Genomic DNA, 15,500 nt, shown 5'->3' on the forward strand with positions numbered 1-15,500 from the left:
CTCTTACGCCAGACGTGGGTTTACTTTCTCAGGGTTGATGTTGTATTTATTGATTGCTTCTTCAACAATCTTCACATCAATCTCACCACGTTTAGCTAATTCACCTAATGCAGCAACAATCACATAAGAAGTATCAACTTCGAAGTGGTGACGCAGGTTTTCACGGCTATCAGAACGACCGAAACCATCTGTACCTAATACGCGGTAGTCATCAGCAGGAACATAAGTACGAACTTGTTCTGCAAACAGTTTCATATAGTCAGTAGAAGCAACCGCTGGTGCATCATTCATCACTTGAGCGATGTAAGGCACACGTGGCGTTTCAGATGGATGCAGCATATTCCAACGTTCACAATCTTGGCCATCACGAGCCAATTCAGTGAATGAGGTTACGCTATAAACATCAGAACCAATACCGTATTCAGCAGACAGGATTTGTGCAGCTTCACGTACATGGCGCAGAATAGAACCTGAACCCAGTAACTGTACTTTACCTTTCGCGCCTTCCAGTGATTCCAGTTTGTAGATACCTTTACGGATACCTTCTTCAACGCCTGCTGGCATTGCTGGCATATGGTAGTTTTCGTTCAGCGTTGTGATGTAGTAATAAACGTTTTCTTGTTTATCACCATACATACGTTCTAAACCATTTTGCATGATAACAGCAACTTCATAAGCGAATGCTGGATCATAAGAGATACAGTTAGGAATAGTCAGTGATTGAATATGGCTATGACCATCTTCGTGCTGTAGACCTTCACCGTTTAGTGTTGTACGACCAGAAGTACCGCCCACTAAGAAACCGCGTGCTTGTTGGTCACCTGCCGCCCAGCATAGGTCGCCAATACGTTGGAAACCAAACATTGAGTAGTAGATATAGAATGGGATCATTGGCAGATTGTTAGTGCTGTAAGATGTTGCAGCCGCTAACCAAGATGCGCCAGCACCCAGTTCGTTGATACCTTCTTGCAGAATTTGACCTTTAACGTCTTCTTTATAGTAAGCAACTTGCTCACGGTCTTGAGGCGTATATTGTTGGCCATTCGGGCTATAGATACCGATTTGACGGAACAGACCTTCCATACCAAAAGTACGCGCTTCATCCGCGATAATTGGTACTAAACGATCTTTAATTGATTTATTTTTTAACATTACGTTCAGTGCACGAACGAATGCAATAGTCGTAGAGATCTCTTTAGATTGCTCTTCCAGTAACTGGCTGAAATCTTCCAGTGTAGGGATATCCAGTTTTTCTTCAAAACGAGGACGACGAGCAGGCAGATAACCACCTAAATCCTGACGACGGGCATGCAGGTATTTATGTTCTTCAGAATCTTTATCAAAAGTGATATAAGGCAGGTCTTTGATTTGCTCATCTGCAACAGGAATGTTGAAACGATCACGGAAATGGTGAACGCCATCCATGTTCATTTTTTTCACTTGGTGAGCAATATTTTTACCTTCCGCCGTTTCACCCATACCATAACCTTTGATGGTTTGAGCTAAAATAACGGTTGGTTTGCCTTGAGTCTCTTTTGCTTTCTGGAATGCAGCAAAAACTTTCTTCGGATCGTGACCACCACGATTTAGTGCCCAAATCTCATCATCAGTCATATCTTTAACTAATGCAGCGGTTTCTGGGTAACGATTGAAGAAATGTTCACGAACGTAAGCACCGTCACGTGATTTAAATGTTTGGTAGTCACCATCCAGCGTTTCGTTCATTAACTGAACAAGCTTGCCTGAAGTGTCTTTGCGTAGCAGTTCGTCCCAACGGTCGCCCCACATCACTTTAATCACATTCCAGCCAGCACCTGCGAAGATGCCTTCTAGTTCATTAACAATTTTACCGTTACCAGTAACTGGGCCATCAAGACGCTGTAAGTTACAGTTAACAACGAAGCACAGGTTATCTAATTTTTCGCGTACTGCGATGGTGATTGCACCTTTAGATTCTGGCTCGTCCATTTCACCATCACCTAAGAACGCATACACAGTTTGTGCAGTTGTGTTTTTCAAGCCACGATGATTTAGATATTTCAGGAATTTAGCCTGATAAATAGCAGATAGCGGACCCAGACCCATAGAAACGGTTGGGAACTGCCAAAATTCTGGCATCAATTTAGGATGTGGGTAAGAAGATAAACCTTTACCACCAATCTCTTGACGGAAATTATTTAACTGTTCTTCAGTTAAACGCCCTTCTAAGAATGCACGAGCATAAATCCCTGGGGAGATGTGACCTTGGAAGTAAACTAAATCGCCGCCATCAGTTTCATTTTGAGCACGGAAGAAGTGGTTAAAGCAAACTTCATATAAAGTAGCAGAAGACTGGAATGATGCCATGTGTCCGCCGAGCTCTAAATCTTTTTTAGATGCACGCAGAACCATCATTACCGCATTCCAGCGAATAGCAGAACGGATACGACGCTCTAGCTCCAGATTGCCAGGGTAAGCGGGTTCATCTTCAACAGGAATAGTATTGATATAATCGCTATGAGCAGAGCCACCTAAAGCAATATTAAGTCCGCCATTACGGGCTTGTTTTAATACCTGATCAATCAGGAACTGCGCACGCTCAACACCTTCTTCACGGATGACCGAATCAATCGCTTGTAACCAATCGCGAGTTTCAATCGGATCCACGTCATTTTTCAGCATATCTGACATGGTGTATTCCTTATCTGTTATCTGTTTCTAATGGTTTTATGGGAGTCTATCTTCCCGTTATACCTATGGGATACGACGGGAAGATAGACCCTGCTGTTATTACCGCTACCCCTGAAAAATAGCAGGGAGATAGGTAGTACAGACTCAGCGGTCAGGATCTGTCCTACTAAAATAAATCAGGGTGTTGTTGGAGCCGGCGCAAAGAGCGCTCACGGCGAGTGTGTTCACGACTCATATCCAACAAAACATCCTCAATAAAGGCCAGATGGCGATGTGATGCTTCACGCGCAGCTTCTGGTTCTCTATTCATAATCGCCTGATAAATCTGTGTACGATGCTCACTTACAGCAATTAACATCTCTTTACGGGTATAAAGAAATTCAAAATTCTGGCGGATATTTTGCTCAAGCATGGGTACCATACAACGTAATAAATGAAGTAAAACAACGTTATGAGCAGCTTCCGTAACAATTAATTGGTATTGCAATACAGCTTCAGATTCAGCAGTTAAATCGCCTCTTTCATGGGCTTGAATAATCAAATCATGACTTGCTTTAATGCGAACAAGATCTTCATCAGTCCCTCGTAGCGCCGCATAATAAGCAGCAATGCCTTCAAGGGCATGACGAGTTTCTAATAGATCGAATTGAGATTCGGGATGTCCGCTGAGTAACTGGGCAAGAGGATCACTAAAGCTTTGCCAAAGGTTAAGTTGAACAAAAGTACCACCGCCTTGACGGCGCAGTAAAAAGCCTTTTGCTTCTAACTTTTGAATTGCTTCACGCAAAGAAGGGCGAGATACATCAAATTGTTTTGCCAGCTCACGCTCAGGCAGGAGTTTTTCTCCTGGGCGCAGAGTGCCTTCTAAAATAAGATGCTCAAGACGTTGTTCTATCACATCAGAAAGCTTAGGTTGGCGGATTTTAGTATAAGCCATATTGCTAGAAGCCATTATTGGATAACTATTACCTTAGTTATTGAGTTGTCAATTGGTAATACCAATTCAATGTAACGAGTAATAAAGTAACAAAGTATTCACTAACTGTCCATACAGTTGTTGAGCGAAATCATAAAAACCTGCAAAATTTAACAAATTATTTTAAAAATTCATCAAAATTGATAACTAGATCGCATAATATAAAAACGATAAAATTAATGATTTTTAACGTTTTTTAAACACATATTAAGTCAAGCTGAAGCGTAACAGCACTAGTATTTAGAATATAAATTCAATCTAAATGACTTTGCATTCAAAATAAGACCATTATTTTTCTAATAACGTTCGATAATAGGCCCAGTCAAAATGAGGTCCCGGATCTGTCTTTCTATTAGGAGCAACATCACTATGCCCTGTAATATTCTCTTTTATCTCTGGATAAAGTGAGATAAGTGCACAAGTCAGCCTAGCGAGCTTCTGATATTGCAACGAAGTAAAATCACAACTGTCTGTTCCTTCAAGCTCTATACCAATAGAAAAATCATTACATTTCTCTCTTCCTTTATATAAAGAAACACCCGCGTGCCACGCTCTATCAGTAAAAGGAACATATTGCACAACTTCCCCATCTCGTCGAATAAGGCAATGGGCAGAAACCCTTAGTTCACTAATCTCACTAAAGAAAGGGTGTTCAGTTTCAACAAGTGTATTGGTAAATAATTGGTCGATATAAGGTCCACCAAACTCACCAGGAGGTAAACTAATATTATGAACGATAAGTAAAGATGGAGTCTCGCCGTCGGGTCTTTTATCATGATTTGGTGATGGAACATGCCTTACTCCGACTAACCAACCTTGTTTAATTTCCACATTTATCCTCTTGATTGATGTTTACTTAGCTAAGTATTGATGATTTTTCTGGCTAACATTCGTCAATAAATGCGAATTTCCTCTCAATAATAATAGCTAATTCTGTATCACACCTTTTTCTTTGCGATATTTTACGCAAAGAAATACTTATCTATTCGTCAATAAAACACTTTTTTTTCATACTTCTGAAACCGACTTATTACGAAGGAACAGAATATGAACTCACCAAACTCTCACTCACTCAGTTATCACTCATCTGAGGTCGGTTTTACATTAATGGAGCTGATGATTGTCATCGCAATAATTTCAATTCTAAGCTCTGTTGCTATTCCCGCCTATCAAGGATATATACAAAAAGCAGCATTAACAGATGTCTTACAAACAATCTCACCTTATCGTTCAGCCGTGGAACTATGTCAATATGAAATGGGTCACTACAACACTTGTCAATCAGACTCCCCTTTTATGCCTAAGCAATTCCGCAGTCGTTATATTGATAATATCACTGTCGTTAATGGTGTCATTAGCACCAAAGGAAATGCTCAACTTAAAGGACTAACTATTATAATGGCACCGGAGAAAACAAGTACTCACTACTTAGCAGAATGGAAAACAACCTGCACTTCGAGCAATGAAATATTACAAAAACAGTGTACTGAAATACTCAAATCATATTAATACCTTCTTTATTACTTATTTTTTATACCGAAATAAAAATACAGTTACATTTTTTATTTAAAGTATCAGCACCTAGCCAATAGGGGTGATTAATGAATACAGCCCATACTGCAACAGAATTTATTGAACAATTATTACAAAAAAGTATTTCACAACGTGTTTCAGATTTACATTTTGAACCTCAAAGTGAGGGGTTTAGAATACGCGCAAGAATAGATAATCATTTATATCTATTTCCATCACCATCAAATAACTGTTCTGGTGAAATAATCACTCGTTTAAAAATACTTGCTGATTTAAATATTGCAGAAAAACGATTACCACAAGATGGACAATTTAATTGGTTTTATGATGAAAAATCTTATTCCATACGTATTGCAACATTACCTACACTTTATGGAGAAAAAGCCGTTTTACGATTAATAAATAATTTACAACAACCCGAACTAAATAAATTAGGTTTTCAGCCTGTGCATTTAGTTTTATTAAAAAAATATCTCACCTCACCACAAGGAATGATTTTAGTCACAGGTCCAACAGGAAGTGGAAAAACACTGACACTATATAGTTGTCTTCAATATTTAAATAAAGACAACCATAATATAAATAGCGTAGAAGATCCCATTGAATTACCGCTTGATGGCATCAATCAGACTCAAATTAGCGAAAAAGCAGGCATTACTTTTGCAACAATATTACGTGCATTATTACGCCAAGATCCCGATGTGATAATGGTGGGAGAAATAAGAGATCAACACACCGCTGAAATTGCAATTAAAGCAGCGCAAACAGGACATTTGGTATTATCTACACTTCATACTAACTCAACTCGTTCCACACTAATGAGGTTACATAACTTAGGTATTGCTGAAGACCTGATCTACAGTTGCGTAAATTTAATTATTTCGCAGCGATTAGTTCGCTGCTTATGCCAACATTGCAAAACTCGGTTGCCAGATAAACAAACCGTTCACTTAAGAGATAAAGTAATCTGTTTGCCTCATTGGCAAGCTAATGGTTGCCAATACTGTTTTTCAGGTTATATCGGCAGAACGGCTATTTATGATTGTCTTGAATTAGCAAAACAAAAAATACCTTCACCTTTTGCATTATTCAGTTCTGGTATTGAATTAATAAAACAAGGCATAACTTCGTTAGAGGAAGTTTATCAAGTTGTGGGGGATATTGAATGAAACTACAATATATCTACCAATATGATGCTTTCACTTACCAAGGAGAATACTGTTCAGGAAAACTCATAGCCACATCTAAACATGATGCGTTTATTAAAATGATGCAACAGCAAAAAACACCATTAAAAATTAAGTTATATAAAGCTATTTTATTAAAAGAAAGCGATAGCCAATATCGTATCCAACTACTAGAACAACTCTCTTTATTAATACATTCTGGTTTAGCACTATTACCTGCATTAACATTACTAAAAAATGAGTGTCGCTATCTTCATTGGCAATGTGTATTAGATGAGATTACTTATAATCTGGCTCAAGGTAGTACCTTTTCAAAACAGCTTTCTCTTTACCCTTTTTACTTTCCACCTTCATTAACTTATTTTATTTATATTGCTGAAGAGAGTGGAAAATTAGACGAAATTATAACATCACAAGCCTCTCAATTAAAAAGCCAAAAAGTACTTATCAATAAAACAAAAAAAGCTTTGAAATATCCCATTTTTTTAGTCTTTGTATTAATTATAACCACTACGATAATGCTACTTTATGTCCTTCCTGAATATCAATCATTATATAGCTCCTTTAATACTGACTTACCCTTAATCACATCTTTGCTTATTACTATATCTCAATGGATTATCAATAATAGCTTAATTATTATCAGCTTACTTATTTCTCTAATAATAAGTTATTACTGTGCACGAGTTTATTTTTTTTCATTTTATCTGGCAGAACAACAGTTACTTATTCGTACTCCCTATATAGGTATATTATTGAAGTACCATCAACTACAGCTTATTTTTCAAATATTGACGATCACACAACAAGCCGGGCTTCCATTATTAAAAGGATTAAACTTTATTACCGAACAACTTACCCATCCACTTTATCAACGCGCACTTTCTCAAATGATAGAACACGTTACTCAAGGAAAATCGTTAAGTTCATTTATGAAACATGAACCACTTTTCCCTCCAATTTGTCATCAATTTATTATTTCAGCAGAAAACTCAGGGCAACTACTCTTTTTTTGTCAAAAATTAAATGAGTGGTTTAATCATCAATTTGAAGAACGTCTAAATACACTAAATTCTTGGCTAGAACCTATATTAATGACAGTTATTGCTCTTATTGTTGGCACCCTAATTATTGCAATGTACCTTCCTATACTACAATTAGGTGATATTATAAGATAAACACAATGCTTATGAGCATTTAACAATATTATAACTTTTCATCTCGACTTATTGATTGTGGATAGTTCTGTTATCCTTCATGAGGTACAATTTCAGGGTAGCAGAAAATTACACATCACAATAACCGAATAAAACCCAAATATTGCGGGTATTATCTTGTGATAAAAACAAAATTAAGCTTTAGAATAACACCACGACGAGTAAATTTTCATTAATCAAAAATAGATAATTAGAATGACTTATACGGTTGCTCTTACAGGGGGAATTGGTAGCGGGAAAACCACCATTGCCAATGGATTTGCCTCTCTGGGTGTTCCTCTTGTTGATGCAGATATCATTGCCAGATTAGTGGTAGAACCCCATTCGCCCGGATTAACAGCAATACACCAGCATTTTGGGGAAACAATCCTACTACCCGATGGCACATTAAATCGTGCACTATTAAGGGATATTATTTTTAAACATAAAGAGGAAAAAGCATGGTTAAACCAGCTTCTTCACCCTCTAATACAGCAAGAGACACAAAAACAGATCCAACAAATCAAAGCACCCTATTTTATTTGGGTGGTTCCGTTACTTATTGAAAATAAACTGACTCACCTAGCAGATCGCGTTTTAGTTGTTGATGTGACTGAAGAAGAACAGATCACACGTACAATGCAACGTGACAACGTGAGTCGTGAACATGTACTTAATATTTTAACGGCACAAGCCAGCAGGCAAGAACGATTAGCCGCTGCTGATGACATTATTGATAATCATGATAATAATCAGAATATTACTGATGTGATTAAACAGCTTCATCAGCATTACTTAGAATTAGCTCACCAAGCGTTACAGGACAACTGCCATGAGTGATGACATCACAACAATCATCTTTGAACACCCTCTTAATGAAAAAATGCGTTCATGGCTTAGAATCGAAAATTCATTAACACAGATTAATAGCTATCATATTATTGATACTCTGCCTTCTGCGATGTCTTTTTTCCGTGCTATTTCAGAATTTATTGAAGTATTAGATCGTGGCGAAATTCGAGCTGAGCTATTAAAAGAACTAGAAAAACGACAAAAAAAATTACAACAATGGCTTTCATTTCCTAATGTCGATAAAGATATTGTTAGCCAAATAATTGAAGAACTTTCACAAAATGCTTCAATATTAAGTAAAGCTCCTCGTATTGGTCAGCATTTAAAACAAGATAAAATTATTAGTTTAGTCAAACAGCGTCTTAGTATTCCTGGTGGATGCTGTAGCTTTGATGTTCCCGCATTGCATTTATGGTTAAGTCTGCCTCAAACTGTTAGAGATGAAAAATTGCAAAACTGGATAATCGGCCTACAACCATTACAAAATGCATTAACTAGCTTACTCACACTTATTCGTCAATCTGATACCTTTAAGCCAGCACTTAGCCATCGTGGTTTTTACCAAGATAGCGCTGAAGACGCTGAGTTATTGCGATTAAAAGTGTTTATCGACCATCAGATTTACCCTCAAGTTTCGGGCCATAAAAACAGATATGCAGTTCGTTTTCTCCCTCTTGATAGCGAAAATGGCACTGTACCTCTAGAGCTACCTTTTGAGATAGCTTGTTGCTAACATTGTATTTATTAATTTTAGTAGCAATATATAGAACAAAAGAAATAGCCGATAGAATTCAGGAGAGATAATGAGCGAAGAATTAATTGTAAAATGCCCAACATGCCAGACAAACGTTGTTTGGAATGAAAACAGCCCTTATCGCCCTTTTTGTTGCAAGCGCTGTCAGTTAATTGATTTAGGTGAATGGGCAGATGAAGAAAAACGAATTCCAAGCCAAGGCGATATCAATGAAAGCGATGATTGGAGTGAGACGCCACCATCAGAGCAAGAGCCTAAATTATTTTAATCTAGAAAAAACAGCCACGACATAATGAGTGGCTGTTTTTATATAACAGAAAATAAACGCTTATTTCTGTAATAAAGCGACGATAGTGCGATTGGCAGGTGGAAAATCATCAGCATTTAAAGACACAATAGGTGCCCAACGCGACAACTGCCCTTCTTTTCCGTAAGGCTCATTTTTCCATTCTGTTACCAAGAAAAATGACAAAGTAATATGCCTATCTGGAAAATCATGCGCTACTGTATCAAGAAGGGTGCATTGTGTAACATCAATACCAATTTCTTCTTGTAATTCACGTAATAGCGCTTGTTCTGGTGTCTCGTTATCTTCTAATTTTCCACCTGGAAATTCCCAAAATCCTCCCATATGAGATTTCAAAGGACGCTGGGCAATAAAGACATTATTGTGTTTATCACAAATAACCCCCGCAGCAATATGTAGCTTTTTTTTATCCATCATCGACAACCTATTGAATAATACCGTATTTATAATATTTTACTTTATTATAACGTATATTCAATGGTGCTACTCTGGTTTTATTTTCCCTGATTTGAGTTCTTATTTAACGATAAATAGGCAGTAAATTAAATTGCGCCAGCGATTGACAAATAATACCAACAACACCAAAAGCAATAACTGCATAAATCAGCTTTTTACCACCCCATACTTTAAAGCCTGAGTTAGGAAACTTCTGTCGTGCTTTCAGTGCCATTACTGCCGGACAAATAATGGCCCATACACAAGCAGCAGTGCCTGCATACGCAATAGCAATTAAGAAACCATTAGGGAAAAATAGACATAATAGCAATGGAGGTGTAAAACAAAGCACACCTGATTTCAATCGCCCTGTTTTATTATCTTTAAATTTTAATGACGCTAAAATATAATCAAAAAGACCTATCGCGACACCTAAAAAAGAGCAAAAAACAGCACTAATAGAGAACCATAATAAAAATCCTTCAATATATTTACTATTTAATACCGTATAGAGTGAATCAATAAAGGCATCTAAGTTACCGCCTTTTTGGATAATAGTAATAAATTGTTCTCTCGGTAAATTACCCATAGTGCCAATCATCCAAAGTAAATAGATGACTAATGCTAACAAGCAACCAATGATACAACTCTTAACTACTTTTCTTTCGTTTTGATTATAAAGCTTATAAAGACTACAAACATTACCATGATATCCAAATGAGGTAATGGCATAAGGAATGATAATAAAAATAAAAGGATAAAGATATAATTGGCTTTTTCCTGCAAAAGTTGCACTAAATAATAAATCACCTTTTGCTTTAAAAAACAAACCCGAAAACGCTAATATAAATAATACTATCTTAATGAATAAGAAAATTGAGGTTAAACGGCTAGCACAAGCGCCACCCCACCATATTGTAGCACCAAGGGCTATCGTAAAAATAAAAAATATAGCTCTCAGATTAAAATTAATACCATATAACAGTGATGCTTCATAGATAATAGAACCCGCCGCAGAGATATAAGCATAGATCAATATATATAATACAAAGATCAATGAAGCATTGGCAATATAACAAGCCCACTTCGGTAATAACTCTTTGGATATATCAAAGTAATTTGTTCCTGCGCCATATTTAGAAATACATTCAAGAATATATATCCCCGAGTGGAACATAAAGAAACAAACAATAAACAATATAAATAGTGAGTTTATAAACCAAGCACCAGACATTATTGTTGGCAGGCTAAACATACCTGCACCTATCATAGCACCACCCAGAACAAATCCCCCTACAATAATTGAGGGTTCTTTATTTACTGAAGTATTTTCCATTATTTGTATCCCTTAAATATATAAGGATAGGGCTCTCGCATTGCACGAGAGCCATTATTTAATTGTGGATTATTACTTATTATTCGATAGGTTTTAATCTTGCAGTAAAGTGTCTTAATACAGGTGGTTCATATTCGAACTCTAGACCTTTAAGTGTTGCAAACTTCTCTTTTAACCCAATTAATGCATCAGCAATATAATCCATATGGTCATTGGTATAAACACGGCGTGCAATAGTTAAACGCATAAATTCCATATCAGCATGTTTTTGTTCACCCGTTGCAGGATCACGACCTAATAAGAATGAACCAATTTCTACCGCACGCACACCTGACTCCAGATAAAGTGCATTAATAACTGCTTGAGCAGGAAATTGATCACCCGGAATTTGCGGAACTAATTTTTTACAGTCAACGAAAACCGCATGCCCACCAGTAGGATATTGAATTGGAATACCCGCTTCACGTAAGCGATCACCTAAATACTTAACTTGACCAATACGATAGTGCAGATACTCTTCTTCAGTTCCTTCTTCTAAACCTTGTACCATTGCAGCCATATCACGACCAGCTAAACCACCATAGGTTACAAAGCCTTCCATGGGTACACAACGTTGTCTGGCTAAAGTAAATATCTCTTCATTATCACGAATAGCGACTAAACCACCGATATTTAATAATGGATCTTTTTTCGCTGACATTGTTAATGCATCAGCATATTTATACATATCAAAAATAACTTCTTTAATAGTGGCATTTTTATATTTAGGATCACGCGCTTTAATAAAATAAGCATTCTCACAAAAACGAGCTGAATCCATCACAACAAAAATACCGTGTTGTTTCGCTATTTCATAAACTTCTTTTAAATTACTCATAGAAACAGGCTGGCCGCCGGCACTATTACAAGTCACGGTTGATACAATAGCAACAATATTATCAGCACCGTGTTGTGCAATATTCTCTTTTAATTTTTTAATATCAAAATCGCCTTTCCAATCATCATAGGTTTCTGAATCGAAGGCTTTTTCAGTAACAATATTAATTGCTTTACAACCATTTAATTCTACGTGGGCAGCGGTTGTATCAAAGTGGAAGTTAGAAATAAAAACTGGGTTTTTCGCTTTTCCTTCTTTTTGTTTATATTTTAATAGCACAGGAAAAAGAATATTCTCAGCGCCACGACCTTGGTGAGCTGGAATAATATAATCATAATTAAAAAGTTCTTTTGCTTTATCTTTTAAATCATAATAGTTTCTTGAACCCGCATAGGCTTCATCACCTGTAATCATCGCTGCCCATTGATGATCACTCATTGCGTTAGTTCCAGAGTCAGTCAATAAATCAATATATACCGCGCTGCTTGGTAGTAAAAATGGGTTATATCCTGCTTCTTTTAATGCTGCTTCACGTTCTTCTCTTGAAGGAACTCGGATTTTTTCTACCATTTTAATACGGAACGGTTCTACGATTCTTTTAGCCATGATAATACCTTTAATATAAATTAAATAATAAATAAAGATTAAATAAAATAGTCTCTCCGTTTTAAATAAACGGAAAAGAATTATTAAATTAATTTAGATATGTATAGAAAAGGGATTATTTTTTAGGAAAGAAGAAGGCGAGTTCAGAGTCAATATTAAACCATTTCTTCAATCTGACGAAACCTCTTAATATTATCAATACATTAAATGATGAGAACATACTTTCACCCTTCTAGTCAGGAAATAGTACAATTTACACACTAGTTTATATAACAGTTAGCTTCGTTCAGTAATATAACAATAGTATAAATTGGATAATAATCACACTATTTAGTGTTTATTATAAATTAACGTGATCATCATCACTTACTTTAAATAATAATAAACTAATTTTTATTATTTAAAGTTTTTTTGATGAAGCATTATAATACTACATGTATATAAATAATTTATTTTTATTTTATTAAATAACTAAAATATTTTGCCCATTAAATCTAACTATGGTAAATAAATTGGGCTCCATTTATTTTCCATCAATTTATATGTTTAACAACCTTAAGTTTCACAATGATACTTTTATTCAATTTTAATAGATAAAAATTCAAAGTTTATTATTACCATGTTATAACATAAATAAACACACTCACAACAAATGAAAAGTCATTATCATATTAATTAAATTAAAATCTCTGTTAAAAGAACAATTCCATCTCCATAAAATATGCTAAAAAATTATGAGCATATAAAGTTCAACATTAACTTACCTCTAATAAAAACATCAAAAATAAAATCATATACATATAAATCAATATGTTATGTATTTCATCATAAAAATCCGCACTAATAATCAACATTATCATCTCAGCACATTTGATTTATGTCGATATTAAAAACCAAAATAATAAATAATTTATCTTTATTTCCTTAATTTTTAATTTCTTTTCATCTTAAGAGTAACAGGTGTTTATTATTTTAATTTTAAAGATAATATAAAAACATTAATTAATTCTTTTTATATTTAAGCAATATTATTTAATCTAAATTAATACCTTTATAATGAGGTAAAATGAGAAAAAAAGTTATTTTATTAACACTCTTAAGTGGATTTTCAACCAGTGGATTAACAGCAAATGATATTGGCTATATGGGTTCAATAAGTGAATCACGACGAGCATTGCAAGATAGTCAACGTGAAATTAATCAACTTATTGAACAAAACCGTTATCAACAACTTCAAGAAAATGCACTTGAAACCTCATCAACGCCCACACTTATAACTGAGTCAGATAATTGTCTGCCGATAAATGGTGTCTATATTCAAGGTATTACATTATTAAGTGAAACTGATCTCGATTCATTATCGTCTTTACCAGAACAGTGTATTAAAAGTGTTCATGTTAATCGTTTAGTTAAAGAACTAACACAGCATTATCTACAACGTGGCTATATCACAGCCCGAGTGCAATTTTTACGCCCTAATGAAAATCAAGAATTGGGTTTGTATGTTATTGAAGGCTTTGTTGAACGTATAGAAGGGAGTGATCGCGGTGTCAATACTACCCTCTTATTCCCTCGTATTGAAGGTCAACCACTCACTCTTTCAGTATTAGATCAAGGGCTTGATCAGGCAAATCGCCTGCAATCCAATAAAGTAAAACTGGATATATTACCCGGAACCCGATTGGGTGGTTCAGTTATTCAATTATCAAATCAACGCCAAACACCGTGGCATTTAAATGTATCTACAGATAACTATGGCCAAAAAAATTCGGGTCGTTGGTTAGTTCGTACTAATGCGAGTTTAGATAGCCCATTGGGGTTATCTGACTTTGTTAGTTTAAATGCCAACATCACAACGGATAATCCCAATACCCGTTTTAATCGCTCTTATACCCTACTTTACTCATTACCTTATGGTGCCTTTACTTTTAGTACCTTTGGCAGTTATTCAGAATATGAATTCCACCAGCAACTTCAAACGAGAACCGTACGTTTACATGGTGATACCACACAAATAGGGATAAGAGGCGATTACGTTCTATATCGCAACCAAAAACAGATAGATACCTTTAATATGCAGGTAACTCACAAGCGTATTCGTAACTATTTTAGCCAAATACGTCTTGATCTTAGTAGCCCTGCATTAACGACCGTTGAATTAGGGATCAACCATTTACACATCATCCCTAATGGGGTTGTGAGTGTTAATCTCAGCGCAGAAAAAGCCGTTAGTTGGTTTGGCGCTGATAGCTCTCCAAATATTGCCAATGGCAATAACAATGATTACCGCTTTACAAAAGTAAAGCTATTTGCCAATTGGCAGCAACGATTTTCAATGTTGGATTCTACATTTCTATTCAATAGTGTCGTTATTGGTCAGTACAGCCCCGACACTCTGCCTGGTGTTGAATGGCTGAGTTTGACAGATAAAAGCGCCATTAGAGGCTTTGATCAAAGCACTCTCTCTGGTGATAACGGCGGCTATTTACGTCATTCACTTTCTTATCCTTATCGCATTAACACCTTCGCAATCACACCTCGAATTGGCTTAGATGCTGGCCGTGTTCAACAACATGGCAATGTTGAAGGATGGCGAAGTGGTTATGGCATCAGTTCAGGTATTAATTTTCAGTATCGCCAAGCGCAATTAGATGTGGAGGTCGCCAAAGGCCATCTGCTCTATGCCCAATCAAATTCCAATAAAACCAAAGACCCTACTCAAGTGCTAGTTAGATTTTCATATTTATTTTGATTCACACTTATAGCAATAA

14 protein-coding genes are annotated in these 15,500 nt (G+C 35.9%); 7 read left to right on the forward strand and 7 right to left on the reverse strand.

What is annotated here, in order from left to right; translation table 11 throughout:
* Positions 1 to 3 precede the first annotated feature (3 nt).
* The 3 genes from aceE to ampD all read right to left on the reverse strand — a co-directional run bounded on the left by aceE (position 4) and on the right by ampD (position 4,477).
* On the reverse strand, positions 4 to 2,670 hold the full coding sequence (gene aceE, locus M997_RS13960; RefSeq protein WP_064720718.1) for a pyruvate dehydrogenase (acetyl-transferring), homodimeric type: 2,667 nt from the start codon (positions 2,668 to 2,670) through the stop codon (positions 4 to 6).
* A gap of 166 nt (positions 2,671 to 2,836) precedes the next feature.
* Positions 2,837 to 3,607, reverse strand: coding sequence for a pyruvate dehydrogenase complex transcriptional repressor PdhR (pdhR, locus tag M997_RS13965; RefSeq protein ID WP_064720818.1), 771 nt, complete (start codon positions 3,605 to 3,607; stop codon positions 2,837 to 2,839).
* Positions 3,608 to 3,934: 327 nt separating this feature from the next.
* Positions 3,935 to 4,477, reverse strand: coding sequence for a 1,6-anhydro-N-acetylmuramyl-L-alanine amidase AmpD (gene ampD / locus M997_RS13970; RefSeq protein ID WP_064720719.1), 543 nt, complete (start codon positions 4,475 to 4,477; stop codon positions 3,935 to 3,937).
* Positions 4,478 to 4,693: 216 nt separating this feature from the next.
* Between ampD and ppdD the strand changes: the two genes are divergently transcribed.
* The 6 genes from ppdD to yacG all read left to right on the forward strand — a co-directional run bounded on the left by ppdD (position 4,694) and on the right by yacG (position 9,436).
* Positions 4,694 to 5,155 carry a prepilin peptidase-dependent pilin gene (gene ppdD / locus M997_RS13975; RefSeq protein ID WP_064720720.1) on the forward strand — a complete coding sequence of 154 codons (462 nt, stop codon included), beginning with the start codon at positions 4,694 to 4,696 and terminating at the stop codon, positions 5,153 to 5,155.
* Positions 5,156 to 5,247: 92 nt separating this feature from the next.
* Positions 5,248 to 6,348 (forward strand): ATPase, T2SS/T4P/T4SS family, encoded by a 1,101-nt coding sequence (locus M997_RS13980; RefSeq protein ID WP_064720721.1) that lies wholly within the window; start codon positions 5,248 to 5,250, stop codon positions 6,346 to 6,348.
* Positions 6,345 to 7,544 (forward strand): type II secretion system F family protein, encoded by a 1,200-nt coding sequence (locus M997_RS13985; protein ID WP_064720722.1) that lies wholly within the window; start codon positions 6,345 to 6,347, stop codon positions 7,542 to 7,544. The genes M997_RS13980 and M997_RS13985 overlap by 4 nt, the downstream gene beginning before the upstream one ends.
* A gap of 234 nt (positions 7,545 to 7,778) precedes the next feature.
* Positions 7,779 to 8,402: a dephospho-CoA kinase gene (gene coaE, locus M997_RS13990; RefSeq protein WP_064720723.1), complete on the forward strand. Its 624-nt coding sequence runs from the start codon at positions 7,779 to 7,781 to the stop codon at positions 8,400 to 8,402.
* Positions 8,395 to 9,147 carry a cell division protein ZapD gene (zapD, locus tag M997_RS13995; RefSeq protein WP_064720724.1) on the forward strand — a complete coding sequence of 251 codons (753 nt, stop codon included), beginning with the start codon at positions 8,395 to 8,397 and terminating at the stop codon, positions 9,145 to 9,147. The genes coaE and zapD overlap by 8 nt, the downstream gene beginning before the upstream one ends.
* Positions 9,148 to 9,217: 70 nt before the next feature.
* On the forward strand, positions 9,218 to 9,436 hold the full coding sequence (gene yacG, locus M997_RS14000) for a DNA gyrase inhibitor YacG (protein ID WP_064720725.1): 219 nt from the start codon (positions 9,218 to 9,220) through the stop codon (positions 9,434 to 9,436).
* 60 nt (positions 9,437 to 9,496) lie between these two features.
* Here yacG and mutT read toward each other — a convergent pair whose 3' ends face one another.
* From mutT to tnaC, 4 genes are all read right to left on the reverse strand, one after another.
* Positions 9,497 to 9,889, reverse strand: coding sequence for an 8-oxo-dGTP diphosphatase MutT (mutT, locus tag M997_RS14005; RefSeq protein ID WP_064720726.1), 393 nt, complete (start codon positions 9,887 to 9,889; stop codon positions 9,497 to 9,499).
* Positions 9,890 to 9,995: 106 nt separating this feature from the next.
* Positions 9,996 to 11,246, reverse strand: coding sequence for an aromatic amino acid transporter (locus M997_RS14010; RefSeq protein WP_064720727.1), 1,251 nt, complete (start codon positions 11,244 to 11,246; stop codon positions 9,996 to 9,998).
* A gap of 79 nt (positions 11,247 to 11,325) precedes the next feature.
* On the reverse strand, positions 11,326 to 12,729 hold the full coding sequence (locus M997_RS14015; RefSeq protein ID WP_064720728.1) for a tryptophanase: 1,404 nt from the start codon (positions 12,727 to 12,729) through the stop codon (positions 11,326 to 11,328).
* Positions 12,730 to 12,844: 115 nt separating this feature from the next.
* Positions 12,845 to 12,949, reverse strand: a complete 105-nt coding sequence (tnaC, locus tag M997_RS17945; protein ID WP_074379364.1) for a tryptophanase leader peptide — start codon at positions 12,947 to 12,949, stop codon at positions 12,845 to 12,847.
* An 846-nt stretch (positions 12,950 to 13,795) separates the two neighbouring features.
* Here tnaC and M997_RS14020 point away from each other — a divergent pair.
* On the forward strand, positions 13,796 to 15,481 hold the full coding sequence (locus tag M997_RS14020; protein ID WP_064720729.1) for a ShlB/FhaC/HecB family hemolysin secretion/activation protein: 1,686 nt from the start codon (positions 13,796 to 13,798) through the stop codon (positions 15,479 to 15,481).
* The last annotated feature ends 19 nt before the right edge of the window (positions 15,482 to 15,500 follow it).

Source organism: Proteus hauseri ATCC 700826 (genome assembly GCF_001654965.1).
GTDB classification, from domain to species: domain Bacteria; phylum Pseudomonadota; class Gammaproteobacteria; order Enterobacterales; family Enterobacteriaceae; genus Proteus; species Proteus hauseri.

What these genes read in the sequence shown, in the direction of transcription:
- aceE (WP_064720718.1), bottom strand. Translation starts at nt 2,670, where the DNA reads ATGTCAGATATGCTGAAAAATGACGTGGATCCGATTGAAACTCGCGAT.
- pdhR (WP_064720818.1), bottom strand. Translation starts at nt 3,607, where the DNA reads ATGGCTTATACTAAAATCCGCCAACCTAAGCTTTCTGATGTGATAGAA.
- ppdD (WP_064720720.1), top strand. Translation starts at nt 4,694, where the DNA reads ATGAACTCACCAAACTCTCACTCACTCAGTTATCACTCATCTGAGGTC.
- M997_RS13980 (WP_064720721.1), top strand. Translation starts at nt 5,248, where the DNA reads ATGAATACAGCCCATACTGCAACAGAATTTATTGAACAATTATTACAA.
- M997_RS13985 (WP_064720722.1), top strand. Translation starts at nt 6,345, where the DNA reads ATGAAACTACAATATATCTACCAATATGATGCTTTCACTTACCAAGGA.
- coaE (WP_064720723.1), top strand. Translation starts at nt 7,779, where the DNA reads ATGACTTATACGGTTGCTCTTACAGGGGGAATTGGTAGCGGGAAAACC.
- zapD (WP_064720724.1), top strand. Translation starts at nt 8,395, where the DNA reads ATGAGTGATGACATCACAACAATCATCTTTGAACACCCTCTTAATGAA.
- yacG (WP_064720725.1), top strand. Translation starts at nt 9,218, where the DNA reads ATGAGCGAAGAATTAATTGTAAAATGCCCAACATGCCAGACAAACGTT.
- mutT (WP_064720726.1), bottom strand. Translation starts at nt 9,889, where the DNA reads ATGGATAAAAAAAAGCTACATATTGCTGCGGGGGTTATTTGTGATAAA.
- M997_RS14010 (WP_064720727.1), bottom strand. Translation starts at nt 11,246, where the DNA reads ATGGAAAATACTTCAGTAAATAAAGAACCCTCAATTATTGTAGGGGGA.
- M997_RS14015 (WP_064720728.1), bottom strand. Translation starts at nt 12,729, where the DNA reads ATGGCTAAAAGAATCGTAGAACCGTTCCGTATTAAAATGGTAGAAAAA.
- tnaC (WP_074379364.1), bottom strand. Translation starts at nt 12,949, where the DNA reads ATGTTCTCATCATTTAATGTATTGATAATATTAAGAGGTTTCGTCAGA.
- M997_RS14020 (WP_064720729.1), top strand. Translation starts at nt 13,796, where the DNA reads ATGAGAAAAAAAGTTATTTTATTAACACTCTTAAGTGGATTTTCAACC.